The 25,611-nt window shown below is 60.7% G+C and carries 22 protein-coding genes; 5 read left to right on the top strand and 17 right to left on the bottom strand.

Annotated elements, in window-relative coordinates; all coding sequences use genetic code 11:
• Positions 1-6: 6 nt before the first annotated feature.
• The 5 genes from ASF70_RS09100 to ASF70_RS09085 all read right to left on the bottom strand — a co-directional run bounded on the left by ASF70_RS09100 (position 7) and on the right by ASF70_RS09085 (position 6,073).
• Positions 7-1,164, bottom strand: a complete 1,158-nt coding sequence (locus ASF70_RS09100) for an ABC transporter ATP-binding protein (protein ID WP_062579145.1) — start codon at positions 1,162-1,164, stop codon at positions 7-9.
• 76 nt (positions 1,165-1,240) lie between these two features.
• Positions 1,241-2,338 (bottom strand): polyamine ABC transporter substrate-binding protein, encoded by a 1,098-nt coding sequence (locus ASF70_RS09095; protein ID WP_082471837.1) that lies wholly within the window; start codon positions 2,336-2,338, stop codon positions 1,241-1,243.
• 257 nt (positions 2,339-2,595) lie between these two features.
• The gene (locus tag ASF70_RS09090; protein ID WP_244473996.1) at positions 2,596-4,317 is read right to left on the bottom strand and encodes a methyl-accepting chemotaxis protein; all 1,722 of its coding nucleotides are present in this window, start codon (positions 4,315-4,317) and stop codon (positions 2,596-2,598) included.
• A gap of 295 nt (positions 4,318-4,612) precedes the next feature.
• On the bottom strand, positions 4,613-4,747 hold the full coding sequence (locus ASF70_RS24730) for a hypothetical protein (protein WP_256413687.1): 135 nt from the start codon (positions 4,745-4,747) through the stop codon (positions 4,613-4,615).
• Positions 4,748-4,891: 144 nt separating this feature from the next.
• Positions 4,892-6,073 carry an NAD(P)/FAD-dependent oxidoreductase gene (locus ASF70_RS09085; RefSeq protein WP_082471836.1) on the bottom strand — a complete coding sequence of 394 codons (1,182 nt, stop codon included), beginning with the start codon at positions 6,071-6,073 and terminating at the stop codon, positions 4,892-4,894.
• Positions 6,074-6,257: 184 nt separating this feature from the next.
• Here ASF70_RS09085 and ASF70_RS09080 point away from each other — a divergent pair, with 184 nt between their 5' ends.
• From ASF70_RS09080 to edd, 5 genes are all read left to right on the top strand, one after another.
• Positions 6,258-7,697: a glutamine synthetase family protein gene (locus ASF70_RS09080; protein WP_062453771.1), complete on the top strand. Its 1,440-nt coding sequence runs from the start codon at positions 6,258-6,260 to the stop codon at positions 7,695-7,697.
• A 13-nt stretch (positions 7,698-7,710) separates the two neighbouring features.
• Positions 7,711-9,000, top strand: a complete 1,290-nt coding sequence (locus tag ASF70_RS09075; RefSeq protein ID WP_082471835.1) for an FAD-binding oxidoreductase — start codon at positions 7,711-7,713, stop codon at positions 8,998-9,000.
• A 96-nt stretch (positions 9,001-9,096) separates the two neighbouring features.
• The gene (gene zwf, locus ASF70_RS09070) at positions 9,097-10,569 is read left to right on the top strand and encodes a glucose-6-phosphate dehydrogenase (protein ID WP_062453773.1); all 1,473 of its coding nucleotides are present in this window, start codon (positions 9,097-9,099) and stop codon (positions 10,567-10,569) included.
• A gap of 7 nt (positions 10,570-10,576) precedes the next feature.
• Entirely contained in the window at positions 10,577-11,275 is a 699-nt protein-coding gene (gene pgl / locus ASF70_RS09065; RefSeq protein WP_062579141.1) for a 6-phosphogluconolactonase, read from the top strand.
• A gap of 99 nt (positions 11,276-11,374) precedes the next feature.
• Positions 11,375-13,192 (top strand): phosphogluconate dehydratase, encoded by a 1,818-nt coding sequence (gene edd, locus ASF70_RS09060; protein WP_062579135.1) that lies wholly within the window; start codon positions 11,375-11,377, stop codon positions 13,190-13,192.
• A 71-nt stretch (positions 13,193-13,263) separates the two neighbouring features.
• On the opposite strand, the gene ASF70_RS09055 is transcribed toward edd, so the two are convergent.
• The 12 genes from ASF70_RS09055 to ASF70_RS09000 form a co-directional block, all read right to left on the bottom strand.
• Positions 13,264-13,620: a hypothetical protein gene (locus ASF70_RS09055; protein WP_062579133.1), complete on the bottom strand. Its 357-nt coding sequence runs from the start codon at positions 13,618-13,620 to the stop codon at positions 13,264-13,266.
• A gap of 183 nt (positions 13,621-13,803) precedes the next feature.
• A complete protein-coding gene (gene ugpC / locus ASF70_RS09050; protein WP_062579131.1) occupies positions 13,804-14,892 on the bottom strand; it encodes a sn-glycerol-3-phosphate ABC transporter ATP-binding protein UgpC in 1,089 nt (362 codons plus the stop codon).
• 33 nt (positions 14,893-14,925) lie between these two features.
• On the bottom strand, positions 14,926-16,593 hold the full coding sequence (locus tag ASF70_RS09045; protein ID WP_062579130.1) for an alpha-glucosidase family protein: 1,668 nt from the start codon (positions 16,591-16,593) through the stop codon (positions 14,926-14,928).
• Positions 16,594-16,619: 26 nt separating this feature from the next.
• Positions 16,620-17,786: a carbohydrate ABC transporter permease gene (locus ASF70_RS09040; RefSeq protein ID WP_062579128.1), complete on the bottom strand. Its 1,167-nt coding sequence runs from the start codon at positions 17,784-17,786 to the stop codon at positions 16,620-16,622.
• A gap of 1 nt (position 17,787) precedes the next feature.
• Positions 17,788-18,801, bottom strand: coding sequence for a sugar ABC transporter permease (locus ASF70_RS09035; protein WP_062579126.1), 1,014 nt, complete (start codon positions 18,799-18,801; stop codon positions 17,788-17,790).
• Positions 18,802-18,955: 154 nt separating this feature from the next.
• Positions 18,956-20,317, bottom strand: coding sequence for an ABC transporter substrate-binding protein (locus tag ASF70_RS09030; RefSeq protein ID WP_062579124.1), 1,362 nt, complete (start codon positions 20,315-20,317; stop codon positions 18,956-18,958).
• Between the two features lie 112 nt (positions 20,318-20,429).
• On the bottom strand, positions 20,430-21,329 hold the full coding sequence (folD, locus tag ASF70_RS09025) for a bifunctional methylenetetrahydrofolate dehydrogenase/methenyltetrahydrofolate cyclohydrolase FolD (protein ID WP_062579123.1): 900 nt from the start codon (positions 21,327-21,329) through the stop codon (positions 20,430-20,432).
• Between the two features lie 129 nt (positions 21,330-21,458).
• Positions 21,459-23,291, bottom strand: a complete 1,833-nt coding sequence (locus ASF70_RS09020) for a hypothetical protein (RefSeq protein WP_062579122.1) — start codon at positions 23,289-23,291, stop codon at positions 21,459-21,461.
• Positions 23,292-23,374: 83 nt separating this feature from the next.
• Positions 23,375-23,968, bottom strand: coding sequence for a hypothetical protein (locus ASF70_RS09015; RefSeq protein WP_062579120.1), 594 nt, complete (start codon positions 23,966-23,968; stop codon positions 23,375-23,377).
• 145 nt (positions 23,969-24,113) lie between these two features.
• A complete protein-coding gene (locus tag ASF70_RS09010) occupies positions 24,114-24,650 on the bottom strand; it encodes a hypothetical protein (protein WP_062579118.1) in 537 nt (178 codons plus the stop codon).
• The gene (locus tag ASF70_RS09005) at positions 24,650-25,015 is read right to left on the bottom strand and encodes a hypothetical protein (protein WP_062453786.1); all 366 of its coding nucleotides are present in this window, start codon (positions 25,013-25,015) and stop codon (positions 24,650-24,652) included. The genes ASF70_RS09010 and ASF70_RS09005 overlap by 1 nt, the downstream gene beginning before the upstream one ends.
• 19 nt (positions 25,016-25,034) lie before the next feature.
• Positions 25,035-25,607 carry a rod-binding protein gene (locus ASF70_RS09000; RefSeq protein WP_062579116.1) on the bottom strand — a complete coding sequence of 191 codons (573 nt, stop codon included), beginning with the start codon at positions 25,605-25,607 and terminating at the stop codon, positions 25,035-25,037.
• Positions 25,608-25,611: the final 4 nt, after the last annotated feature.

The raw sequence follows: 25,611 nt of genomic DNA, 5'->3' as shown, positions 1-25,611 counted from the left end.
CGCTCCCTATCGTGTCAGCACAAGGCCGGCATCGCGTGACCAGGTCAGCCACACCATGTCGCCGAAGGTGATCGGCCGATCGACCAGGCGCGAGACGTTGGCCTGCGCGGCGCGGACGATACGGCCGTCCTCCATCTTCACGAGAAATACCGAGAAGTCGCCGAGATAGCCGATGTCCCAGACTTCGCCATAGGCCGCATTGAGGGACGTATCGGCGGGCTGTTCCTGCGAGATGCGCACCTTTTCCGGGCGGACCGCGTAGGCGACGTGATCTCCCTTGACGGCCTGGCATTCCTGTTCTGCGGCAACGCTCAGACCGTCGCTGTCGATCCGCACCAGGCCGGGGGCGCCGAGCGCGCTATCGGTTTGCGTCACCGTGCCTTCGAGGATGTTGATATCGCCGATGAAGTCCGCCACGTAGCGGCTGTTCGGGGCCTCGTAGATTTCGGCCGGCGTTGCCACCTGCATGATGATGCCCTTGTCCATGACCGCGATACGGTCGGACACGGTCATCGCCTCTTCCTGGTCGTGGGTGACGATGAGGAAGGTGAGTCCCAGCGTCTGCTGGATATCCATCAGTTCGAACTGGGTTTCCTCGCGCAGCTTCTTGTCCAGCGCGCCGAGCGGTTCGTCGAGCAGCAGGACCTTCGGGCGCTTTGCGAGCGACCTTGCCAGCGCCACGCGCTGGCGCTGGCCGCCGGAAAGCTGTGCCGGCTTGCGCTTGGCGAACTGCTCCAGCTTGACGAGCTTCAGCATTTCCTCGACGCGGGTATCGATCTCGCCCTTTGGCAGATTGTCCTGCTTGAGACCGAAGGCGATGTTCTTTTCAACCGACATATGCGGGAAGAGCGCGTAGGACTGAAACATCATGTTGGTCGGGCGCTTGTAGGGCGGAACACCGGAAATGTCCTTGCCCTGCAAAAGGATGCGGCCTTCCGTCGGCTCCTCGAAGCCTGCCAGCATCCGCATCAGCGTCGTCTTTCCGCAGCCGGACGGCCCGAGCAGCGAGAAGAATTCCCTCTCGTAGATATCGAGCGTCAGATTATCGACGGCGGTGAAATTGCCGAAGCGCTTGGTGATGTTTTCAAAGCGGATGAAGGGCACCGAAGCCGGATCGGTCCACGGAGAGAATTTTCGTTTTACCGGTCCGAGTGTCTTTGCCATCGCCTGCCCCGCCTGCCCTAAAGAAATATTGCCAGAAACAGATCGGGGCAGGTTTTGCCTGCCCCGAAGCCGATGGTTACTTGCCGGTCTTGATCTGGGTCCAGAGCCGGTTCAGCACGCGCTGTTCCTTGGGCCCGTAAGGCGAGATCGTGAAGAGCTTCTTGGTGACCTCTTCGGTCGGGTAGACCGCCGGGTTTTCTAGGACTTCCTTGTCGATGAACTTCTGCGAGGCCAGGTTGCCGTTGGCATACTGAACGTAATTCGATGCCTTGGCGATCACTTCGGGCTTCATCAAGTAATTGATGAATTCATGCGCTTCGGCCACGTTCTTTGCATCGGCCGGGATCGCAAGGTTGTCGAACCACATATAGGTTCCTTCCTTGGGGATCGAGAACTCGATGTTGACGCCGTTCTTGGCTTCCTCGGCGCGGGTCTTTGCCTGCAGAATGTCGCCCGACCAGCCGATGGTGATGCAGATGTCGCCGTTGGCGAGATCATCGATATAGGACGAGGAGTTGAACGTCTTTGCCGAGGAGCGGATGTCGGAATAGACCTTGCCGCCCGCTTCGAGATCCTTCGTTTCCTTGCTGTCGGGATCCTTGCCGACATAGTTCATGCCGATCGCGAAGGTCTCGTCGGATGCATCGAGGATGTTGACGCCGCAGGACTTGAGCTTTGCAGCATTTTCAGGCTTGAACAGCACGTCCCAGCTGTCGAGGGGCGTATCGCCGAGTGCCTTCTTGACCTTATCGACATTGTAGCCGATGCCGGTCGTGCCCCACATGTAGTTGACGGCGTATTCGTTGCCGGGATCGTATTTGGCAAGACGCGCCGAGATTTCCGGCCACAGGTTGGAAAGGTTGGGGATCTTGGACTTGTCGAGCTTCTGGAAGACGCCGGCCTGGATCTGGCGGGCGAGGAACGGGGCGGTCGGCACCACGACGTCGTAACCGGAGCCGCCGGCAAGCAGCTTAGTTTCCAGGATATCGTTGCTGTCAAAGACGTCGTAGACAACCTTGATGCCGGTTTCCTTGGTGAAGTCCTGCAGGATCGATTCATCGATGTAGTCGGACCAGTTGTAGACATGCACAGTGCGTTCCTGGGCGGAAACACCAGACACGCTGAAAGCGGTCGCAGCCAAAGCGGCGGCTATGCTGAGCAAATGGGCTTTCATCAATTCTCTCCTGTTGCAGCACCTGCAGCCACCGCTCCTGCGCGGCAGGACGGTTCGCGCGAATTTCCCTATAATTTTGAGGAGAGTAGAAAGGAATTCCCCAGGCCACAAGGGGGAATGTGCAATGCAGCAGCGGTTACCGGAAATCGACGCCGCCCGAACCCATGCCCTTGTGCCAAGCCGAAATCGCAACCGGCTCATCGTTCACAAAAAAGGGCGGCCCGAAAGCCGCCCCTTGTCATTTCATCTTCCCGCGCTCAGGCTGCCCGGCTATCCTGACGGGCCATTGATCTCTGGCTGTCGATCTTGAACTGCTGGACGAGGCCGAGCAGCATATCCGCCTCTTCAGCAAGACGACGGCTCGCCTCGCTGGTTTCGCCCACCATGGCACCGTTCTGCTGGGTCATCTGATCCATCTTGTTGACGGAGCTATTGATGTCCTGAAGCGCTGCGGCCTGGTCGCGGCTGGCAGTGGCGATCGTATCGACATGCTTGCTGATGATGGTGATGTCGCTGCTGATCGTGGCCAGCACTTCGCCCGCTTCCTGCACCAGCGTCGATCCGGAATGGACCTCGTGGCTGGACTGGTCGATCAGGCCCTTGATTTCCTTGGCCGCATCGGCGGAGCGCTGGGCCAGTTCACGGACTTCCTGGGCGACGACCGCAAAGCCCTTGCCGGCATCCCCTGCCCGCGCGGCTTCGATGCCGGCGTTCAAGGCGAGAAGGTTGGTCTGGAAGGCGATGTCGTCGATGACGTCGATGATCAGTTCGATCTTCTTGGACGCTTCCTCGATCTTGCCCATCGCTTCGACGGCATTGCGGACCACGGTGCCGGAACTGTCGGCGCTCTTCTTGGTCTGCGTCACGGCGTCATTGGCTTCGCGAGCGCGTTCGGCGGAGGAGCGTACGGTAACGGTGATCTCGTCCACGGCGGCCGCCGTCTCTTCGAGCGAAGCGGCCTGGCTTTCGGTGCGGCGTGACAGGTCCGTCGACGAGTGGCTGAGATCGGAGCTGCTCTTCTGGATCGAGAGCGTGCTGGTGCGGATATGCGTCATCGTTTCACGCAGCCGCAGGATCGAATTGTTGAAATCGGTCCGCAGGCCTTCAAGACGACCGGAGAACGGCGTGTCGATCGATGCGGACAGATCGCCCTGGGACAGACGCGACAAGGCCGATCCAAGCTGCGTGACGGCGTGCTCGATTTGGGCGTCGACATGCTGCTTTTCGGTATCGTTGCGATGGCGATCCGCTTCCGCTTCGGCACGCTCTGCGGCGCTGCGGCTTTCGATCAGCTGCTTTTCGCGGTCCTTATCGCGGAAAACCTCAAGGGCTCTGGCAATGTTGCCGAATTCGTTCGGCAGCTGGAGATAGGGGATCGCACTCTTGTTATCGCCCTGCGCAATGGCGCGGACGCTGCCGGTCAGCACGCCGAGCGGGCGCACGAGTGCCCGGATGGCGAAAAAGCTGAAGAAGCCGAGCACCAGAAGCGCGATCGCCGACGTGCCGATGAGGATATAAGCAGACGACGCGATATGGGCGAAATAGACTTCCATCGGAACACCGATGAAGAGGACGCCGGTGACTGCACCTGCGGCATTGGTGATCGGGTAATACCCGGTCATGTAGTCCTTGCCGAACAGAACCGCGTTTCCGAAATAGGATTCGCTCTTTCCGAGCTTCGGCTGCGCCGGATGTTCGGGAGCAAGCTTCGTGCCGATGGCGCGCTCACCCTTCTCAGTCTTCACGTTGGTGGAGATGCGGACGTAGTCTGCGCCCTGCTTTTCAAAGATCGTTGCAACGCCGCCGATGGCAGCAGCGGCACGGTCGACCACGTCATGGCCTTTCAGAGCGCCTTCGCCCTGGAGAACCTTGTTGACGACTTCGTCGCGGATCTCGGTCTTCGCACCGGGCAGTTCCAGCTCATAAAGAAGCCCCAGCGTGCGCATCGCCTTATAGGCATCGGCACGTGCACTCGACATGACGTCGTTCCGAAGATTGACATAGGCAAGCCCGGAAAGAGTAGCCGCTGCCACGGAAACGAGAAAAAGGCAGAGGAGAACAATCCGGGATACAACGGATGAGGGGAGAAGCTTCTTGGTCAAAACAGGGCTCTTTCCAAAATGTGAGAGACACTGTTGTTTTTGACGGAGATATCTGAAGATTAGATAAATAGGAAATTGACGTAACTCAAGCGACCGACGTAGATCCAGAGCTACACCGACGCCGTTACTCGTTCACACATTCCTTGCCGCAGCAAGGCTGCGGGAGACTACGTCAGAAGTAGAAAGGAACCGAAAGAAGAGCAACAGTTGCTCCAATCGCCATCGCCAGAAATCTTACGCGGATCAACTTTGCGTTATCCTGGGTCTTGGCAATAGCAATTGCACGGGCGCTGCGGGTCTTCTGCATAGGTATCCGACTCCACGATCTTGGTGATGGCCGCCGGAAGCCGGCGGGTACGCAGCCTATAGACCAAACAAATGGGCTTGCATTAAGGCAGCATCCTCCAGGCATATTAACAACACCTGAATCGAGCACAACTGGCATTTCTACCTAGAGGCTGTCTCCGCAAGCATAGCCGGAAGACCAGGCCCACTGGAAGTTATAGCCGCCAAGCCAGCCTGTAACGTCGACGCACTCGCCGATGAAATACAAGCCTGGCACGGCCTTGGCCTGCATCGTTTTGGAATCCAGTGCGGAAGTATCGATACCACCCAGCGTGACCTCGGCCGTGCGATATCCTTCCGAACCGGCGGGGCGGATCTTCCAGTCCTGGATCGATGCTGCAAGCCCTGTCAGCATCTTGTCGGAGAGATCGGCGAGATTGCCGGTGACGCCCCGGTTTTCGACGAAGTATTGGGCAAGACGCTTGGGCAGTATTTCGCCAAGCGCCGTCTGCGCCGCCTGTCTGCCGTTCGTCTTGCGGGCCGCCTTCAGTGCATCGCTGATTGGGGCATCCGGTTCGATCGACAGCGTGATGTCGTCACCTTCCCGCCAATAGGAGGAAATCTGCAGGATGGACGGGCCACTGAGGCCGCGATGGGTAAACAGCATGGCCTCGCGAAATCCCGTCCGGCCGTGGCGCACTTCTGCAGGAACCGCGATCCCAGACAGCGGCGACAGTTTTTCGAGTGTGTTCTGATCGAAGGTCAGCGGCACGAGGCCGGGGCGCGTCTCGACCAGCTTGAGCCCGAACTGCGCCGCAATCTCGTAGGCAAAGCCCGTGGCGCCCATTTTCGGGATGGACTTGCCGCCCGTCGCCACCACCAGCGACCCGGCTTCGAACTGGCCGGCAGAGGTGGCCAGCCGATATCCGTCGGGCGATTTTTCGATGCCGTCGATCGCCGTCTGAAGCTTCAGGGACACTTTCGCGGCCGACATTTCCGCCAGCAGCATCGCGATGATGTCCTTGGCGCTGTTGTCGCAGAACAGTTGGCCGAGCGTCTTTTCATGCCAGGGAATCCGATGCCGTTCCACCAGATCGAGGAAATCGCGGGCCGTGTAGCGGGCAAGTGCCGATTTGACGAAATGCGCGTTGCCGGAGAGGTAATGCTGGGGGGCCGCACCGATATTGGTAAAGTTGCAGCGGCCGCCTCCCGAGATGCGGATCTTTTCGCCGGGCGCCTTGGCATGATCGAGCACCAGCACCGAGCGACCACGCTGGCCGGCGCGGATGGCGCACATCATGCCGGCGGCACCGGCGCCCAACACGATCACATCGAATTTCTGTGCCAATGGTCATCCTCTCGTCATCGACTTGCTGTTTTCGATTGGAGCCTCCAAGTCAAGATGGCGGGGACACAATAGCGAATTCAGCCTGCTCCTCGCCAAGAAGTCAGCGCGCTCTCAGCCAAATAGTGTTCCCAAACATCATTCCATGGCTATGATGGGGCTCCGATCAACATGACCCCGGTGTGTTATGCCGCGCAAGAAATCTTCCCCTGTCCTGGCAACCGGAACCGTGGCGAAAGCCGCGACAGCCCAGCCGACGCTGACTTCGCTTCGCGGCGTTGCAGACTGGCGCGAGGCGGCCGCTTGGCTTCGGGCACGCGGGATCGAAGACATCGAATGCATCACGCCCGATCTTGCCGGTGTGCCGCGCGGCAAGATGATGCCCTCGTCGAAGTTCACCTCCAACACCTCGCTGGCGCTGCCTTCGGCGCTCTATCGTCATACGATCTCCGGTGAATATCCCGACGAGACGGCAAACTTCCGCTATGAGCCGCGCGACAGCGATCTCAAGCTGATGCCTGACCTTTCGACGCTTGCCGTCGTGCCCTGGGAAAGCGACCCGACGGCGCAGGTCATCTGCGACATCGTCGATACCGACGGCCAGGCGGTGTCCTATACGCCGCGCAACGTTTTGAAGAACATCGTCAAGCTCTATAACGACCGCGGATGGAAGCCGGTCGTGGCGCCGGAGATCGAGTTCTATCTGGTCGCCAAGAACGACGACCCGGATTACCCCCTGCATCCGCCGAAGGGCCGCTCCGGTCGCTCGATCCTTGGTGGACAGAGCTATTCGATTGCCGGCATCAACGAGTTCGACGAACTGATCGACGACATCTACCATTTCTCCGAAAAGCAGGGCCTCGAGATCGATACGCTGATCCACGAGGAAGGCCCGGCGCAGCTGGAAATCAATCTTCGCCACGGCGATCCGGTGGAACTGGCCGACCAGGTCTTCATGTTCAAGCGCACCATTCGCGAAGCGGCGCTGAAACACGGCATCTACGCAACCTTCATGGCAAAGCCGATGCAGGGCCAGGCGGGATCCGCGATGCATATCCACCAGTCGGTGGTGGAGATCGAGACCGGCAAGAACGTCTTTTCCAACGCGGACGGTTCGGCATCGGAGGAATTCTTCCACTTCATCGGCGGCATGCAGGCCTTCATCCCGAAGGCTCTGGTGATGATGGCACCTTACGTGAATTCCTACCGTCGCCTGACGCCGGATATGGCTGCACCCGTCAACTCCGCCTGGGGTTACGACAACCGCACCACGGCCTTTCGCGTACCGGTTTCGGACGCAAACTCGCGGCGTGTCGAGAACCGCTTGCCGAGTTCCGACGCCAATCCCTATCTGGCGCTTGCGGCCTCTCTCGGCTGCGGCCTTCTCGGCATCAAAAACAGGCTCGATCCGACACCGCCGACCGAAGATTCCGCCAACGAAGGCGAGATCGACCTGCCGCGCGACCTCCTGAAGGCTGTCTCGCTCTTGGAGGACGAGCCGGCGCTTGCGGAAGTGTTCAGCAAGGAATTCATCGGCCTCTATGCCGGCGTGAAACGGGGGGAATTCGAGACGTTCATGCAGGTGATCAGCCCTTGGGAACGGGAATTCCTGCTCCTCAACGTGTGAGGGAAAAGGTATCTTGGACAATTGGCAGAGCCCCATCGCCTCGGGCATTTCTTGGTATCAGGCAAGCGTTGGCGACCGGGCGACCTACCCTCCCCTCGACGGCTCGAAGAGCGTTGACGTTGCCATCATCGGCGGCGGCTATACCGGGCTCCAGGCCGCCTACACGCTGGCGAAAGCCGGCACGTCGGTGGTGCTGATCGAGGCCGCGCATTTTGGCGATGGCGCATCGGGACGCAATGGCGGACAGTTGGGCACCGGCCAGCGCTCATGGCCGGAGGAGATCGAGGAAAAGCTGGGTTTCGAGCGCTCGAAAGCGCTGTTCGACATGGCCGAGGGCGCCAAGCGCTATCTGATGGATTTCGCGTCCGCCCACGGCATCGACATGGAATACGTGCCGGGACAGCTGAACGTTGCCCACAAGCGGGGATACGAGCGATATTACCAGGCCAATGCCGCAATCGCGGCCGAGCGCTACGGCTATCCGCATGTTACGTTCATGGGCGCGGAGGAAACCGCCGAGCGGGTCGGCACGACCGACTACCATTGCGGCGTGCGCGACATGGGAACCGGCCATATCCATCCGCTGAAGCTCCTGATCGGACTGGCACGGGTGGCGCATGACGCAGGCGCTGCGATCCACGAGGAAACGCCGGCAACCAGGATCACGCAGTCCGGCGGCAAGACGCTCATCGAGACGCCGCGCGGCACGATTTCGGCCGCTCGGGTGCTGCTTGCCACCAACGCCTATATCGGCAATCTCGAACCGGTGACCGGCGCGCATATCATGCCGATCGGATCCTTTATCGCGGCAACCGAACCGCTCGACGAGTTTCCGCAGGTCATTCCCGGTGGCGAGGCCGTCTGCGACAGCCGTTTCGTGGTGCGCTACTTCCGCAAGTCGCTGGACAACCGGCTGTTGTTCGGTGGCCGCGAGGTCTACACGTCGAGCAATCCGAAGGACATGGCCGAGGCCATCCGCCGCCAGATCGTCGATACCTATCCGGCGCTGAAGGATGTCCAGATCACCCATGCCTGGGGCGGCAATGTCGGGATTACCCTGCCGCGGCATCCGTTCGTTCGCGAGGTGATGCCGGGCGTCACATCGATCGGTGGCTATTCCGGTCATGGCGTGATGCTGTCGAATTATTGCGGCAAACTCTACGCCGATATGGTCCTGGGAAATCGCACCGAGCTCGATTGTCTGCGGGACCTCGACATACCGTCCTTCCCCGGCGGGCGGCGCATGCGAAGCCCTCTTCTGTTCCTCGCGCTGACTTGGTTTGCGCTCAGAGACAGGATGTGAGACGCCTCCCCTACCGCCCAGTTGCGATTTCGGGCTAGCGTTTTTAAATCGATTAGAATATGTGTTCCACCAACTATGCGAGATGAAAGAATAGCGATGAGCAGCCAGATCATCCCAGTCGAGCCGTTTGATTGCGTCGTTTTCGGCGGCACCGGCGACCTTGCGGAGCGCAAGCTTCTGCCGGCCCTCTACCATCGTCAGATCGAAGGCCATTTCACCGAACCAACCCGAATCATCGGCGCATCGCGCAGCGCGCTTTCGCACGACGACTACCGCAAGTTCGCCCAGGACGCCCTCAAGGAGCATCTCAAGAAGGGTGAATACGACGAGGCGGAAGTCGAGAAGTTCTGCAAGCGTCTCTATTACGTGTCCGTTGATGCGAAATCGGAAGGCGGATGGGCCGAACTGAAGAAGCTGCTCGACGAGGGCAAGGACCGCGTCCGCGTGTTCTATCTCGCCGTCGCGCCTGGAATTTTCGGTGCTATTTCCGAAAAAATCCGCGATCACAAGATGATCACCAAGCAGACCCGTATCGTCGTCGAAAAGCCGATCGGCCGCGACCTTGCGTCAGCGCTGGCGCTCAACGACCAGATCGGCAAGGTCTTCCCGGAAGAACAGATCTTCCGCATCGACCACTACCTCGGCAAGGAAACCGTGCAGAACCTGATGGCGCTGCGGTTTGCCAACGCGCTCTATGAGCCGCTGTGGAACGCCAACCATATCGACCACGTGCAAATCACCGTTGCCGAAGCGGTGGGCCTCGAAGGTCGCGCGGGTTACTACGATACGGCGGGTGCTCTGCGCGACATGGTGCAGAACCACATCATGCAGCTCGTGTGCCTTGTGGCGATGGAAGTCCCATCGTCGATGGACCAGGAAGCCGTTCGCGACGAAAAGCTGAAAGTGCTGCGTGCGCTGAAGCCGATCAACGAATCCAACGTTCAGCAGATGACGGTGCGGGGCCAGTACCGCGCCGGCGCTTCGGCAGGCGGCGCCGTCAAAGGCTATCTGGAAGAGCTGGAAGGCGGAGTTTCCAACACCGAGACCTTCGTTGCCATCAAGGCCGAAATCGGCAACTGGCGCTGGGCCGGCGTTCCCTTCTACATCCGCACCGGCAAGCGCCTTGCGAGCCGCATGTCGGAAATCGTCATCACCTTCAAGCCGATCCCGCACAATATCTTCGATGCGAGCGCTGGCCGGATTGCAGCCAACCAGCTGATCATCCGCCTGCAGCCGGACGAAGGCGTCAAGCAGTCCCTGATGATCAAGGACCCGGGTCCGGGCGGCATGCGCCTGCGCGAAGTGTCGCTGGACATGAGCTTTGCTGCTGCCTTCAACGTGCGCAACCCGGATGCCTACGAGCGTCTTCTGATGGACACGATCCGTTCCAACCAGACGCTGTTCATGCGTCGCGACGAAGTGGAAGCCGCATGGCGCTGGGTCGACCCGATCCTCAAGGGTTGGGAAGCAGCCGGCCAGCAGGTTCAGGGCTATACGGCCGGAACCTGGGGACCGAGCCAGGCGATTGCCCTGATCGAGCGCGACGGTCGCACGTGGCACGAGACCTGAGGTAGCCATGACCTATACGACCCACGACTATTCTGACGGCGCGGCTCTGGCAGCCGCGCTTGCCGACGAGGTGGCAAGCCGCCTCGCCGCAGCGATCTACGCACGCGATTCGGCCTGCATCGCTGTTTCGGGCGGCTCCACGCCGAAGAAATTCTTCGAGGAGCTTTCGAAGCGCGAGCTTGCCTGGGACAAGGTGAAGGTGACGCTGGTCGACGAGCGCTTCGTGCCCGCCGACAACGAGCGCTCCAACCATCTCCTGGTTGCCAAGCATCTTTTGGCGAACAATGCGGCGGCAGCGACCTTCGTGCCGCTCTATTACGATGCGCCCTCGATCGAGGATGCGGCCGTGATTGCGACAAAGGCAACGGCTGCGCTCGACAAGCCGTTCGACGTCGTGATCCTCGGCATGGGCGGAGACGGGCACACGGCTTCGTTCTTCCCGCATGGCAACAATCTGGAACAGGCGCTCGACCTTACCGGTCTTTGCCGCGTCATGACGATGGAAGCGGAAGGGGCCGGCGAAGAGCGGTTGACCTTCTCCTTCTCAAGCCTTTCGGATGCAAGGTTCCTGGCGCTGCATATCGAGGGACAGGGCAAGAAGGACGTGCTGGAAAAGGCGATTGCCGGATCCGATGAGACCGAAATGCCGGTCCGTGCGGTTCTGAACCGTGCCGCATCGCCACTCGACATCTACTGGGCGCCGTAAGACGCGCCTCACCTGGCGGCTCCTTTAGAGGGGTCGAAGCAGTAACACCAGCGATCCCGGCACTCTCCCAGACCGGGATCGACCCAAGGAGGATGAACCATGGGCGCCCATTCCGGCATTGAGGCGATCACCGCCCGTATCGTTGAACGATCGAAACCGCATCGTGAGGCCTATATCGACCGGGTGCGCCGCGCCGCATCGCGCGGGCCACATCGCACCACGCTCTCCTGCGGCAACCTTGCACACGGCTTTGCGGTCTGTTCCCCCGCCGAGAAGGACGCGCTCGCAGGAGACGTCGTTCCAAACCTCGGCATCATCACCTCCTATAACGACATGCTTTCGGCTCACCAGCCCTACGAGACCTTCCCCGCGATCATCCGCGAGGCGGCACGTGCGGCGGGCGGCATCGCCCAGGTTGCCGGTGGCGTTCCGGCCATGTGCGACGGCGTCACGCAGGGGCAGCCGGGCATGGAGCTTTCGCTGTTTTCGCGCGATGCGATTGCCATGTCGGCCGGTATCGGCCTGTCGCACAACATGTTCGACGCCGCCGTCTATCTCGGCATCTGCGACAAGATCGTGCCGGGCCTGGTGATCGCTGCCCTGTCCTTCGGACATCTGCCGGCGGTGTTCATTCCGGCCGGACCGATGACGACGGGCCTTCCCAACGACGAAAAGTCGCGCATCCGCCAGCTCTATGCCGAAGGCAAGGTCGGCCGCGCCGAACTGCTGGAAGCGGAATCCAAGTCCTATCACGGCCCAGGCACCTGCACGTTCTACGGCACAGCCAACTCGAACCAGATGCTGATGGAGATCATGGGCTTCCATATGCCCGGCGCCTCCTTCGTCAATCCTGGCACGCCGCTTCGCGAAGCGCTGACGCGCGAGGCCGTCAAGCGGGCGCTCGCCATCACCGCACTCGGCAACGAGTTCACGCCGGCGGGCGAGATGATCGACGAACGCTCGATCGTCAACGGCGTCGTCGGCCTGCATGCGACCGGCGGCTCCACGAACCACACGATGCATATCGTGGCGATGGCGCGTGCCGCCGGCATCCACCTGACCTGGGAAGATATTTCGGAGCTTTCCGACATCGTTCCGCTGCTGGCCCGCGTCTATCCGAACGGACTGGCCGACGTGAACCATTTTCACGCAGCCGGCGGCATGGGTTTCCTCATCCGCGAGCTTTTGAAGACCGGCATGGTGCATGACGACGTGCGCACCGTGTTCGGCCACGGGCTCGAGGCCTATACGGTGGAAGCCAAGCTCGACGAGAAGGGCCTTGTGGCGCGCCATACGGTGCCGCAGACAAGTGGCGACCCGAAGGTTCTGGCGCAGATCGAAACCCCGTTCCAGCCGACCGGTGGCCTGAAGATGCTGACCGGCAATATCGGCAAGGGCGTCATCAAGATTTCCGCCGTGAAGCCGGAGCGCCATATCATCGAGGCGCCAGCCATCGTGTTCCACGACCAGCAGGAACTGCAGGACGCGTTCAAGCGCGGCGACCTGAACCGTGACTTCATCGCCGTCGTGCGCTTCCAGGGACCGCAGGCGAACGGCATGCCGGAGTTGCACCGTCTGACGCCGCCGCTCGGCGTGCTGCAGGACCGCGGCTTCAAGGTGGCGCTTCTCACCGACGGGCGCATGTCCGGCGCATCGGGCAAGGTACCGGCCGCCATCCACATGACGCCTGAAGCCTGCGATGGCGGGGCAATCGCCAAGATCCAGAACGGCGACATGATCCGTCTCGACGCTGTTGCCGGAACGCTGGAGGTTCTGGTGGATGCCGTGGAATTCGACGCGCGCCTGCCTGCCAAGGCGGACCTTTCCGAAAACGAATTCGGCATGGGCCGCGAACTCTTCGCCGCCTTCCGCCGCAACGTCGGCCGCGCCGAGCACGGCGCCAGCGTGTTTTCCTGAAATAACAAAGGGCGGCCTTGAGCCGCCCCTTCAATAACTCCGACAGTGCCCACGGTCCTTGGACAGGTGGCTTACCAGGCCCGGAGATCGATCGTCATGTCGCGGTGGTTCGGATGCGTCGAGAAGACGAAGATGCGGTTCATCTCCTTCTTCGTCAGCATCTTCAGAAAGCGAACCTGAATGGTGTTGTTGGTGTTGACCCGCATCAAGAGGCAGCCGACCTTCGAGATGCGGGCGTCCGGGATGTCGAGATAGAATTGCTTGGGCAGGTGGTACTGGGTGATGATGCCGAGGAGTGCCTCGGTTTCCGAGATCTGCAGAACGTCGCAGCGGCGCTGCGCCATGTTCATCACGCCGTTCTCGGTATACTCGATCCGGGCTGCGTTCATCGTGTCATGCATCTTGAACCGCGCTTCGCGGTCGTACATGAACGACTCTTCCTTATTCAGAAAATGGCTTTTTCCAATGGGGGCCGCGGTCACGACAGTGTCTCCTATTCCAATGTCAAAAGAGTAGGGCCTGAAGTTTAACAGAGCGTTGGAATTTCATATGCGGCCCGAATCGGAGCATTAGTCACAAAATTCCGGTAAATGTAAAGTTATCCCGATCCGTCAGCGGCGATAGGTCTGGCCGTCCGCGTCGAAGAGATGCAGCTTCTGCGGATCGGCTGAAAAACGCATCGTGTCGCCTCTTTTCACGTCGATGATCCCAGGCAGTTTGGCGATGATCGGCTCCTTGGCCGACAAGCCTTCGATGTAGAGGAGCGTCACCTCCCCGAGCGCCTCGACGATGGAGACCTTGCCTTCGAAGAGATAATCCTCGCCGGTCGCGATGGTCAGATCTTCCGGCCGGACGCCGAAGCTTGCGCTCTTGCCGTTCGCGCCGGTTTCGGTCGAGATCGGTACGATGACCGACTTTCCGTCGACAAGCGAAACGGTGGTCACAGCGCCGGTTTCCTTGACGGTGACGGGCATGATGTTCATCGCCGGCGAGCCGATGAAGCGCGCGACAAAGAGGTTTTTGGGGCGCTCATAGAGTTCGAGCGGTGGCCCCACCTGTTCGATGCGGCCGGCCGACAGCACGACGATCCGGTCAGCGAGCGTCATCGCCTCCACCTGATCGTGGGTGACGTAGATCATCGTCGTGTCCGGCATCTGCTCCTTGAGCCGGGCAATTTCGATGCGGGTCGCGACGCGGAGAGCTGCGTCGAGGTTGGATAGCGGCTCATCGAACAGAAAGACTTTCGGATCACGGCAGATCGCACGGCCGATCGCGACACGCTGGCGCTGGCCGCCGGAGAGCGCTTTCGGCAGGCGGTCGAGATAGGGCGTGAGTTGAAGGATATCGGCGGCCGCGCGGACCCGTCGGTCGATCTCCTCCTTGCTTTCCTTGGCGATCCGCATGCCGAAGGCCATGTTGTCGTAGACGGTCATATGCGGATAGAGCGCATAGGACTGGAACACCATGGCGATGCCACGGCGCGATGGCGGAACGTCATTCACCACCTGACCATCGATCAGCATCTCGCCGCCGGTGATCGTCTCGAGCCCGGAGATCATCCGCAGCAGCGTGGACTTGCCGCAGCCGGACGGGCCGACAAACACCACGAACTCGCCCTGCGCAATGTCCAAGTCGATGCCGTGCAGCACCTTCACCTGGCCATAGGACTTGCGGATATCCTTCAGTACGACACCGGTCATGACGTGATCCTCCCCGTTACCCTTTGTTGTCTCTTACGTGTGGCGAGCGAAATACGCCCCCCAAGGTGGCAGCTCGACACGATTGCCTTCGACACGGCTGTCAAAACCGTGGCCGACGAGCATGTCCCACTGACCGATCGGCAGGTCGGTCGCGACCTCGCCCGCACTCATGTTGAACAGGCAGAGCAGGGTCTCGTTGCCGTATTGGCGTTTGTAGCCCAGCACCGTGTCATCGACCGGAAGAGACATGAACTGCCCCTTGCTCAGGGCCGGATGCAGTTTGCGGAAGGCGAGAAAGCGGCGATACTGCTCCAGCACCGAAGCCGGATCGCCATACTGGGCGCCGACGGCTTTCAGCTGGTGTTCGACCGGGATCGGCAACCATGTCTTTTCGGCCGTCGAAAAGCCGGCCTGAAGCGCCTGGGCATCCCAGACCATCGGCGTGCGGCAGCCGTCGCGGCCCTTGAATTCCGGCCAGAACTGAATGCCGTAGGGATCGCGCAGGTCGGCATAGGCGATATCGGCCTCGGTCAGGCCCAGTTCTTCCCCCTGATAGATGCAGACGGAGCCGCGCTGGGTCAAAAGAATGGCCGAGAGCATTTTTGCGTAGGCTTCACGGTCGAGCACGTCCATGCCCCAGCGGCTGACATGGCGCACCACGTCGTGGTTGGAAAACGCCCAGCAGGCCCAGCCCTCAGGCGCGGCCTCGGAAAAGGCGGTCTGCACTTCGGCCACGCGGGCGGGCGTCAGAGCGTCGGGCGCCAGGAATTCGAAGGCGTAGCACATCTGCATCTTGTCATCGCCGGACGTATATTCGCCGACGATCTCAAGGCCTCGCTGGCTGTCGCCCACTTCGCCGACGGCAGCGATTGACGGGAATTCGTCGAGAACGGCGCGGAAGCGCTTCAGGAACGCGATATTTTCCGGCCGGTTCTTGTCGTAGATGTGTTCCTGGAAATTGTAGGGGTTCACGGCGGGCGCCGTCGACGCGTTGCGGCGCGAGGGATCGAGCGCCGGATTGTCGCGCAATTGCTTGTCGTGGAAGTAGAAGTTGATCGTATCGAGGCGGAAACCATCGACGCCGCGGTTCAGCCAGAAGCGCGTCATGTCCAGCAACGCATCCTGAACCTCGGCATTGTGCAGGTTGAGGTCCGGCTGCGAGGTGAGGAAGTTGTGCATGTAATATTGCATGCGGGTCGGATCCCAGTGCCAGGCCGAACCGCCAAAGATCGACAGCCAGTTGCAGGGCGGCGTGCCGTCGGGCTTCGCGTCTGCCCAGACATACCAGTCGGCTTTGGGATTGTAGCGCGAGGAACGGCTTTCGATGAACCACGGATGCTGGTCCGACGAATGCGACATGACGAGATCGATCATCACCTTGAGGCCGAGGCGATGGGCTTCCGCGATCAGGCCATCGAAATCCGAAAGCGTACCGAACATCGGATCGACATCGGAATAATTGGAGACGTCATAGCCGAAGTCCTTCATCGGCGACGGAAAGAACGGCGAGATCCAGATGGCGTCGGCGCCAAGCGCTGCGATATGCGGCAGGCGCGCGGAAATGCCCTTCAGGTCACCGATACCGTCGCCGTTGCTATCCTGGAACGAGCGGGGATAGATCTGGTAAATGACGGCGCCACGCCACCAGTCCCGATCCTTTGCTGCGTCCGTTGCTCCGGAGACTTCCGCCGAACTTGTCATCCACTATCCCTGTTGGTTCACAGACATCATCCGCCCTTGACCGACCCGGCGAGCAGGCCGCGGACGAGGTATCGCTGCAGCGCAAAAAAGACGATAATCGGGACGATGATGGTTATGAAGGCCGAAGCGGTGAGAATTTCCCATTTGCCGCCCATCGACCCCAACAGCGCGTTGAGAGAGCCGGTCAAGACCAGCTGATCCTTGCCGGTTCCGAGAAACACCATGGCGACGAGAAGGTCGTTCCACGTCCACAGGAACTGGAAGATCGAGAAGGAGGCGAGTGCCGGAAACGACAGCGGAAGGACGATCTTGACGAAGATCTCGAAATCGCTGGCACCATCGACACGGGCGGATTCGATGATCTCCTTGGGCAGACCTGCAATGTAGTTTCGCAGGAGATAGATCGCGAGCGGCATGCCGAAGGCCGCATGCGCAAGCCATATCCCGACATAGGAGCGCGACGACACGCCGAACAGGTTGCCGATGTCGTTATAGAGCGTCAGCAACGGGATCAACGTCATCTGCAGCGGCACGACGATCAGCCCGACCACGAGCGCGATGATCAGCGACCGGCCGGGAAACTGCATCCAAGACAGGGCATAGGCTGCGAAGGCTGCGATCAGGATCGGGATGATGGTGGCGGGTATTGCGACCGTCAACGAATTGATAAAGGACTGGCCGATGCCGGCGGACGTCAGTACCGTGCGGTAATTGTTGAGGGTGAAGTTCGGCGGCTGGGTGATCGAGAGATAGATGCGCTTGCCGCGCTTGTCGTCGAACGGGCCGCTCTTCACGTAGGAATAGCTGCCATCCGTGTTGACGGTGAGCTTCTCGCCGTCTCCCAGATCCGCTTCCTTGCCGGCCTCGAATTCTGTCGGTGCAGCGACCCTGGTGCCGAAGGCGACGACACTGCCGCTCTTGACGTCGCCGCCATCGAAGACGGAGCCTGAAATGATGTAGTTGGGTCCGTCCTGCAGGGCGCTTGCGGGATCGCCGAGGCGTGCTGCGCTGGTTTCGGCGGCACCGGTCAGCGCCGTCCACCAGCCCGAGGAGGTGATCTGGCCGGCATCGCGGAACGAGGTGACGAGGATGCCGAGCGTCGGGATCAGCCAGATGATACAGATCAACAGAACCGAGGCATGAAGGATCAGTCTTGGAACGCCGATGCGGCGAAGGCTTGCGACAGCGCTCATCTCAATGGTCTCCCATGTCGCGGTTCGCCTGACGGATGTTCCAGATCATGATCGGCGTCACCGCCGCCATGATGACCAGCGCGATGACGGCACTTCGGCCGCTGTCGCCGCCGCCGCGGAACATCCAGTCGAACATCAGGTTGGCAAGCACCATCGTGTTCCACTGACCGTTGGTCATGGTCAGAACGATATCGAACACCTTGAGGACGAGAATAGTGATCGTGGTCCAGACCACTGCGATCGTGCCCCAGATCTGCGGCACCATGATTTTCCAGAAGATCTGCCAGCCATTGGCGCCATCGATGACGGCCGCTTCGACGGTTTCCTCAGGAATCCCGCGTAGCGCTGCCGACAGGATGACCATCGCAAAACCGGTCTGGATCCAGATCAGGATCGCCATCAGAAAGAAGTTGTTCCAGAAGGGCAGCGAGATCCATACCTGCGGATCGCCGCCGATTGCCCGGACGATGGCGTTCAGGAGGCCGATCTGCGTTTCGTTGCCGCCACGGAATTCGTAGATGAATTTCCATATCACCGAAGCGCCGACGAACGAGATCGCCATCGGCATGAAGATCAGGCTCTTGGCGAGATTTCCCCACCAGATACGGTCTGTGAGCACCGCGATGACCAGGCCGAGGAAGGTGCAGGCTGCCGGCACGACGGCGAGCCAGAGGATGTTGTTGAAGATCGACTGGCGGAACTGCGCGTCGAAGAAGGCCCAGCGGTAATTGGCCAAGCCGACGAAATTGCCGCCGGAACGATCGTAGAAGGACAGGATGAACGTCGCGATGACGGGATAGACGAGATAGACCGCGAGCAGCAGGAGTGCGGGTCCGAGAAACAGCCAGGGGCGGATCGTGGCTCTACGGTTGAGATTGGCCGAGGCCTTGCGGGCATCGCCTTCCGGCACCGGAAGTGCCACTGATAGCAGCTTGTCGGAAAGCCAGTAGTAGAGCGCGCAGGCAAAAACGCCGGCAACGACGACACCCATGGCAGATGCAATCTGAGCTAACATAGGCCCTCCCCCTTTTCTGCAGTGCTAAGCAGGTCTTCCGTCGTCATATCCGGGAAATGCCAACCCTGGAAATGCCCCTCGCCCCCCGCATCCACCCTTCTCCCTGTGGTCGAGGGAGAAGAGCAGTCGCGAGCACAGCCTTCGACGCGAATGACTATTTCAGGCCGTCCCAGGCCTTCTGGATATCGCCGCCCACAGCCTTTGCATCCTTGCCGCCGACATAATCGATCATGCCGGTCCAGAAGGCGCCCGCGCCGATCTTACCGGGCATCATGTCGGATGCATCGAAGCGGAAGGTGGTGGCGGTGGTCAGCAGTTCGCCCTGCTTGCGCAGTGTGTCGTTGGCATAGGCTTCCGTCTTGGCGCCCTTGAACGGCGTGAGGAAGGAGGCCTGCGCCATCCAGACTTCATGGGCGATCGGCGTCTTCAGGAATTCGACGAAGGCCTTTGCCGCAGGCGAATCCTTGGTGATGGCAAACATCGTGCCGGCACCGAGGACCGGGGTGCCGAGTTCAGGCTTGGAGGCATAGGTCGGCAGGTAGAAGAAGTCCGCATCGACGCCCAGTTCCTTGTCCGCAGGGAAGAAGGACGGCACGAAGGAGGCCTGGTGATGCATGTAGCACTTCGGCGGGATGTCGAAGAGGCCCTTCGGGCTGTCGCGGAAGTCGGTCGAGGCAACCGCTGCAACACCGCCCGCGACGTATTTGTCATTGCGGGCGAACTTGCCGAATTCCTCGATGGCGCCAACCACTGCCGGATCGTCGAACTTGATCTCGTTGGACACCCACTTGTCATAGGTTTCGGCCGACGACGTCCGCAGCATCATATCCTCGACCCAGTCGGTCGCAGGCCAGCCGGTGGCACCGCCCGATCCGAGACCGATGCACCACGGCACGCCGCCATCCTGGACGATCTGGTCGGAGAGCTTGATCAGGTCTTCCATCGTCTTTGGGACTTCGTAACCGGCTTCCTCGAAATTCTCAGGCACGAACCACACGAGCGATTTCAGGTCGGCCTTGAACGGGAAGCCGAAATAGGCCTCTTTGCCGTCCTTGCCCTTGTAGGTGCCGTAGCGGATCCAGTCCTCGCCGGAACCGTAATTGGTCTTGATCCAGTCGGCATTTTCCTGGCCGAGCGGCGTCAGAAAGCCCTTGGTCGCGAGATCGGCCAGAAGACCCGGCTGCGGGATGATGGCAATATTGGGCGGCGAGCCGGCCTGGGTATCGATGACGATCTGCTGCTCGTAGTTCTCGGACGACGAGTATTTACCGTTCGCACCCGTCGCGGCATTGAAATAGGCGAGCACGCTGTTGAACAGCACCTCGTCCTCGCCACGCCAGGGACCGAACAGGGTCAGGCTCTGGCCCTTCAGGTCACCATGCGCGGATTTGAAATCCTCGTAGCTTTTCCAGTTGAACTTGGCATCTTCGCCGGGCGCGAACTTCAGTTCCTGCGCACCTGCAGCCCCTGCCAGCAATGCGACGAAAGCCGTGCCGATCCAAAACGATTTCTTCATCAAAATATCCTCCCCTTTGAAGCGTAATCTACAGGGGGATTTAAGGCAGAGCCAGAGGTTTCAAGGGCGCCAGTGCAAGCAAAGCGCCTTGAATGTGATGAATGGTCCGAAATCAGAACTTTGGCGCAGGCAGCCCGGCGGCGCGATGGGCGGCGATTACGGTGTTGGCCATCAGCATGGCGATGGTCATCGGACCGACGCCGCCTGGAACCGGCGTGATGGCTGCGGCGACATCTGAGGCCTCGTCAAAAGCAACGTCGCCGACGAGACGGGTCTTGCCCTCGCCCTTTTCCGGTGCCGGCACCCGGTTGATGCCGACATCGATCACGGTCGCGCCGGGCTTGACCCAATCCGCCTTGACCATTTCGGGCCGACCGACGGCGGCAACCAGGATATCGGCGTTGCGGCAGACGGCGGCGAGATCCTTCGTCTTCGAATGCGCCATGGTGACGGTGGCGTTTGCGGCCAGAAGCAACAGGCCCATCGGCTTGCCGAACAGGTTGGACCGGCCGATGACCACGGCGTTCAACCCGGACAGGTCTTCGCCATGGATGCGCTTGACCAGCAGCATGGAGCCGGCCGGCGTGCAGGAGATCATGCCTGTCGTCAGGTCACCGGTGGCGATCTTGCCGGCATTGGCGATGTTGAGGCCGTCGACATCCTTTTCCGGCAGGATGGACTGGATCACCGGCTCCTGATCGAGATGTCTCGGAAGCGGCAGCTGGACGAGAATGCCATGGATCGCCGGATCGGCGTTGAGCGTATCGACGAGAGACTGAAGCGCCTCCTGCGTCGTCTCTTCCGGCAACGTGTGCTGGATCGAGTTGAAGCCGCACTGCTTCGCCATCCGGCTCTTGGAGCTGACATAGGCGTGGCTGGCCGGATCGTTGCCGACGATGACGACTGCGAGGCCGGGCTTTGCGCCGCCGGCCCGTTCGAGACTTTCCGCTGCCTCCGTGACTGCCGAAATGACCGATGCTGCCGCCTGCTTGCCGTCGATTACCGTGACCACGTGCCATCTCCCGTTGACCGAACAGATCTAAGCCGGAGGCTACTGCCCGAACTGGCTCACCTGCGCCTAATGCTGTCGGGAGCAAACAAAAGCAAGGTCAAATCTTGATCCGGGTGACACGTGCCTGCCCTATCGTCCCGACGCGGTGCGCAGTTCGGAATAGCTCTGCACGCGGTCGCGCAGTTCTATCATTTCCTGTCGCAGAAGCTGCAATTCCTCGATCGCCCGGCGATCCTCATGCGAGAGTTCGGAATAGGCAAGCTCTTCCTCCCGCATCGCATGCCGGTGCGGATCCGAAATTGCGACCGCGAGAAGCGGTGGAACGGCGGCCTGATCGTAAGGCTGTCTGTTTGCCATCAGCAGTTCGCGAAGCTGTGCGGACAGCGGCAGGCCATTGGCGGCCTCGCGCTCCTCCATTTCGTGTCTGTAATCCCCGGACACGGCATAGGTCTCGACATCCTGCGCCCAGGCGTCGGAGCCTGGACCGTGGTCATATTCGTAGGCGGCTGCGATCTCTTCGGACTCATCGGTAAGATCCAGATCGGCGGCCCAACGCGCATCCATCGGCAGCTCGGCGATGTCCTCGACACCGTCCATCTCAATCGGCGCATGCTCTGCCTCGAGATGGTCGATCGCGGGCTCCGGCGACGAACGGCGTCCCATCAGCATTGCGCCGGCAGCGCCGAGAAGCAGGCCAGCCATGGCGCCAAGACCGCTCAGCGCGTACCAGGGCAAGCCGAGCCAGACGGTCGCTGGTGCTTCGTTGGGGGTGACGGTCAGAGGCTTTGATATCTGCACCCGTGGGGCGGCGACCAGCTTGGAAGAACCTGGGCTGTTGAACCGACCGCTTGAGTAATTGTCGCGCGCTTCCGCAACGGCCGTTTCCAGCCCCGAGAGCGCTGCGATCTCGTCAGACACCGTCTTGTCTGCGGAAAGCTGTTCCAGCTTGGCGCGAAGTTCCGCAAGCTGCGCGGCGGCATGCACCTGCTGGCTGTTCAGCGACTTCACCAGTTGCTTCAACGCGTCCTGGACCGAGAGGCGCGCCTGTGCAAGCACTGCTTCGGCAGCCTGGAAACGCGGATGAAGCGGGCCGAGATCGCTCGAGAGCTGATCGACGGCAAGCTGTGCTTCCACATGCCGCTGGCGCTGATATTCGAGGCCGGTATAGTCCAGACTGTCCGGCAAAGGCTTGTTCAGAACGTCGGCGACCTTCATGGCGGAGGCCTGGCTCAGCCTGTCTTTCAGAGCGACGAGATCGCTCTCGGCCCGCTCGACATCGCGGCTCAGGTCGCGCATTTCGGAGGCCCGGCTTTTCAGTTCGGCAACCTTGTCCTTGCCGGTTCGGCTGACAAACCCTGAAAGCGCCGCTTCTGCGCGGCCCAGCGTGTCGCGAAGGGCTTCGACGGCTGGGTCGCGGCCATCGAAGGCGCCGACAGACAGGGCTGTCGGCACAGCATTGCCCAGCATGCCGACGATCTGGCGGGCCTCTTCAGGCTTTCCGGCCGTCGCCGCAATGCGCAGATCCGTGCTGCTGCGGTCGTATGAAATGGTGATTGCGCGGGTCAGGCGGTCGCGCAGACCCGCTTCGTCCTGCAGGGTCGTCGTCCCGGTGCCGGACAGGATTTCGTAGAGAAGGCCGGTCACGCTCTGGGGTTCGGTCGCAAAACTGCTGTCCTTGCCAAGGTTCAGGGCATGGATGAGATTGTCGATCGTGGTTCTGGCGAGAAGCTGCCCCGTCGCAGCAGATACGGTCTGCTCACTGACTGCCCCGACCTTCAGCTGCGTCTGGGCGGTAAACGTCGCCTCGCCGCTGCCAAGGAGGACGAGCGGCGCCACGCCTCCGAGGGCCGTCATCAGACCGATCCCGAGCAGCGCGGACGGGAGTGCACGCCGCGCCGGAAGGTTGTCCCGGGCGCTATCCTCGAGCAGGCTGTCGGGCTTTTCGATCTCAGAATTATCCATGGAAAGACCGTCTTGTTTCGCGGGCAGCACCGAAGCGCTCCGATTTTCTTAAGACAGTCTAAATTTCCATGGCAAAGAAAGCGTTAACGACGCGAAACCTGAACCGGCAGACGGAAGAGATCATCGTTTGCGGCAATCGTCAGAGCTGCGGAGGCAATGGCCGGCAGATGGACGAGGCGATCGAGATCCTGTGGACGGCGAAGATCGGCGATCACGAGATCAAAGCCGCCTTCCAGAACCGACGACGGATCGACAGTCTCGAAACGGTGCCAGGGCGCATGGCGGGAGAACGCGGTGCGCAGCGGCTTGAGAACCGCCACGTCGTTGCCAACCAGGCCAATGCGGCGGTTCTTCTCGGAAAATGTCAGGAACGCCGGGACGAAGGCCGACGCGGTGAAGCGGTCACGCAGGCCGGGGCCGAACAGGCGTGCCGATATGCCGGCCAGACGTACGCTGCCACGAACGGGAAGCCGCGCGCGCGCAACGCTCTCACCCGTTTCTGAAAGGGTCCGATATTCGACGAGACCGCGTGAAAACGTTATGGTCGACGATGGATGTGGATCGTTGAGCATAGCCTCCGCACGCTCGAATGCGGCAGTCCAGCTCAGCTCTTCGATGCCGTTGCCCAGACCGTGCGGGACTGCCTTGAAGGCGTTGATGTGTACCGAGGCGTTCACGTGTGCTCTCCGCTCGAAAATCCAGTCGTCCTGGACCCTAGCGGAAAGTGCTGAACCGGCTTTGAAGCCAACCGTTAAAATGCGAGCGATGTGTCGAAAAGACATGGCCGTTGAAACGGCATGCCTGATCCGCAGCGACGACTGCCTAGTGCGACGGAGCTGCCGCCGGTGCCTCGACCTTGACGCCCTCGACGATTTTCTGGGCCGGAATGGGGTTGCTGCCGCGTCTCGCCGTGTTCGTGTCGATCGTCTCCTTCGACATGTAGTCGAGCTGTTCGATCAACACGTTGGCGACGACCGTATCGCCGAGCTTGGCGTTGATGCCGTCCTTGATCTTCGTGCGGAAGCTTTCCGGATCGAAGGTGCCGACGCTTTTCAGGTCGATCATCTTTTCGCCCATCAGAAGCGAGAACAGTTGGTCCGTCAGAACGACTTCCATCGGAAGCTGAACGTGCTTGGACTTCATGCTGTCGACCGAAAGCGAGATGCGGCCGAGGAAATAACCCTGCACCGCGCCATTGTTGATGACCGGCAGGCTGACCGGGTTGCCTCGCACGATCGTGGTCAAGACCGCGGCTTCCGCCTCGGTCGCCACGGGCGCCTTCGACATCTGCGCAGAGACATACACGCCACCGATCGTGGCGATGCAGACCCAGAGCCCGATCAGCAGAACCTTGATCATCAGGACGTGCCGAACCGGAACTGATGTTCCGAATAGGTGCCGTCGGCGTCCATGTCCTTGACGGCGTTCTTGAGGATGTCGGCAACGGCGCGGACGGCTTCGAGATGCGCTTCGACGCGCTGGGCGTTGAGCTTCAGCTTCTTCTTCAGGCCCTGCAACTGACCAAGATAAGGTGCCGACGTTTCCTTGACGTCCGGTCCGCGGAACAGGGTCGTCAGTTCATAGAGGCAGCGGCTCTTGTGGGCGTTCGACACTTTAAGATCGAAGCCGGAGTCGCGGCCAATCCGATCATTCTCGTTATCGATGATCATCTCAAGACGGGAGAGCACGGTCTTGATGCGGTAGTCAGTGGAAACGACGTCCATATCAACCTTCTAATGTTAATTAATTTGATTTCTTGGCTGCGCCGGCGTTTTCCGACGGAGACAGGATCTGCCGCTGGAAATCAGTGATCATGCCCACCGCCATCTGGCGATCGCCTTCATCGGTCTTGGCATTCGGTGCCGTGCCACGTGCATGCTGAACCGACTGCGAGAATAGTTTTTCGGCAATACCGAAACCGCCCTGCTTGGAGACGGCATCAGCAATCTGTTCCGCCATCATGCCCTTCCAGAAATCGCCGGCGGAACCTTTGCCGAAGACTTCTTCGCTCTCGGATGGAAGCATGTTCTGGATAAACGTGGAGGCAACGCTTGCCTCGAACTTCCGGTAGGTCTCCGGAATATCCTTGTGGCGCGAAACACGGACGTTTTCGACCGTGGCGTCGGACCCGGCGGACTCTGCGGACTTGGCAGTCTGGCTTACGGCCTGGGCGAAACCCACACCGTTGGAGGCCAGCATGACCGATTGCGCCGTTGCTTCGTTTGCCTTCAGCTTTTCACGTGCGGCCTGAAGCAGGCCCGGATCTGCGGCCTGGACAACATCCAGGACAAGATCGCTCGGGGGGGAAATAGCCAATTCC

This window comes from Rhizobium sp. Leaf321, from assembly GCF_001423215.1.
In the GTDB taxonomy this organism is placed as follows: Bacteria; Pseudomonadota; Alphaproteobacteria; order Rhizobiales; family Rhizobiaceae; genus Neorhizobium; species Neorhizobium soli.
Note: the sequence above shows the minus strand (reverse complement) of the source record. Positions and strands in the feature narration are given on the sequence as shown.

What these genes read in the sequence shown, in the direction of transcription:
- edd (WP_062579135.1), top strand. Translation starts at nt 11,375, where the DNA reads ATGGGCGCCCATTCCGGCATTGAGGCGATCACCGCCCGTATCGTTGAA.
- ASF70_RS09005 (WP_062453786.1), bottom strand. Translation starts at nt 25,015, where the DNA reads ATGGACGTCGTTTCCACTGACTACCGCATCAAGACCGTGCTCTCCCGT.
- pgl (WP_062579141.1), top strand. Translation starts at nt 10,577, where the DNA reads ATGACCTATACGACCCACGACTATTCTGACGGCGCGGCTCTGGCAGCC.
- ugpC (WP_062579131.1), bottom strand. Translation starts at nt 14,892, where the DNA reads ATGACCGGTGTCGTACTGAAGGATATCCGCAAGTCCTATGGCCAGGTG.
- ASF70_RS09030 (WP_062579124.1), bottom strand. Translation starts at nt 20,317, where the DNA reads ATGAAGAAATCGTTTTGGATCGGCACGGCTTTCGTCGCATTGCTGGCA.
- zwf (WP_062453773.1), top strand. Translation starts at nt 9,097, where the DNA reads ATGAGCAGCCAGATCATCCCAGTCGAGCCGTTTGATTGCGTCGTTTTC.
- ASF70_RS09040 (WP_062579128.1), bottom strand. Translation starts at nt 17,786, where the DNA reads ATGAGCGCTGTCGCAAGCCTTCGCCGCATCGGCGTTCCAAGACTGATC.
- ASF70_RS09100 (WP_062579145.1), bottom strand. Translation starts at nt 1,164, where the DNA reads ATGGCAAAGACACTCGGACCGGTAAAACGAAAATTCTCTCCGTGGACC.
- ASF70_RS09010 (WP_062579118.1), bottom strand. Translation starts at nt 24,650, where the DNA reads ATGATCAAGGTTCTGCTGATCGGGCTCTGGGTCTGCATCGCCACGATC.
- ASF70_RS09055 (WP_062579133.1), bottom strand. Translation starts at nt 13,620, where the DNA reads ATGTACGACCGCGAAGCGCGGTTCAAGATGCATGACACGATGAACGCA.
- ASF70_RS09020 (WP_062579122.1), bottom strand. Translation starts at nt 23,291, where the DNA reads ATGGATAATTCTGAGATCGAAAAGCCCGACAGCCTGCTCGAGGATAGC.
- ASF70_RS09045 (WP_062579130.1), bottom strand. Translation starts at nt 16,593, where the DNA reads ATGACAAGTTCGGCGGAAGTCTCCGGAGCAACGGACGCAGCAAAGGAT.
- ASF70_RS09035 (WP_062579126.1), bottom strand. Translation starts at nt 18,801, where the DNA reads ATGTTAGCTCAGATTGCATCTGCCATGGGTGTCGTCGTTGCCGGCGTT.
- ASF70_RS09095 (WP_082471837.1), bottom strand. Translation starts at nt 2,338, where the DNA reads ATGAAAGCCCATTTGCTCAGCATAGCCGCCGCTTTGGCTGCGACCGCT.
- ASF70_RS09080 (WP_062453771.1), top strand. Translation starts at nt 6,258, where the DNA reads ATGCCGCGCAAGAAATCTTCCCCTGTCCTGGCAACCGGAACCGTGGCG.
- ASF70_RS09090 (WP_244473996.1), bottom strand. Translation starts at nt 4,317, where the DNA reads ATGTCGAGTGCACGTGCCGATGCCTATAAGGCGATGCGCACGCTGGGG.
- ASF70_RS24730 (WP_256413687.1), bottom strand. Translation starts at nt 4,747, where the DNA reads ATGCAGAAGACCCGCAGCGCCCGTGCAATTGCTATTGCCAAGACCCAG.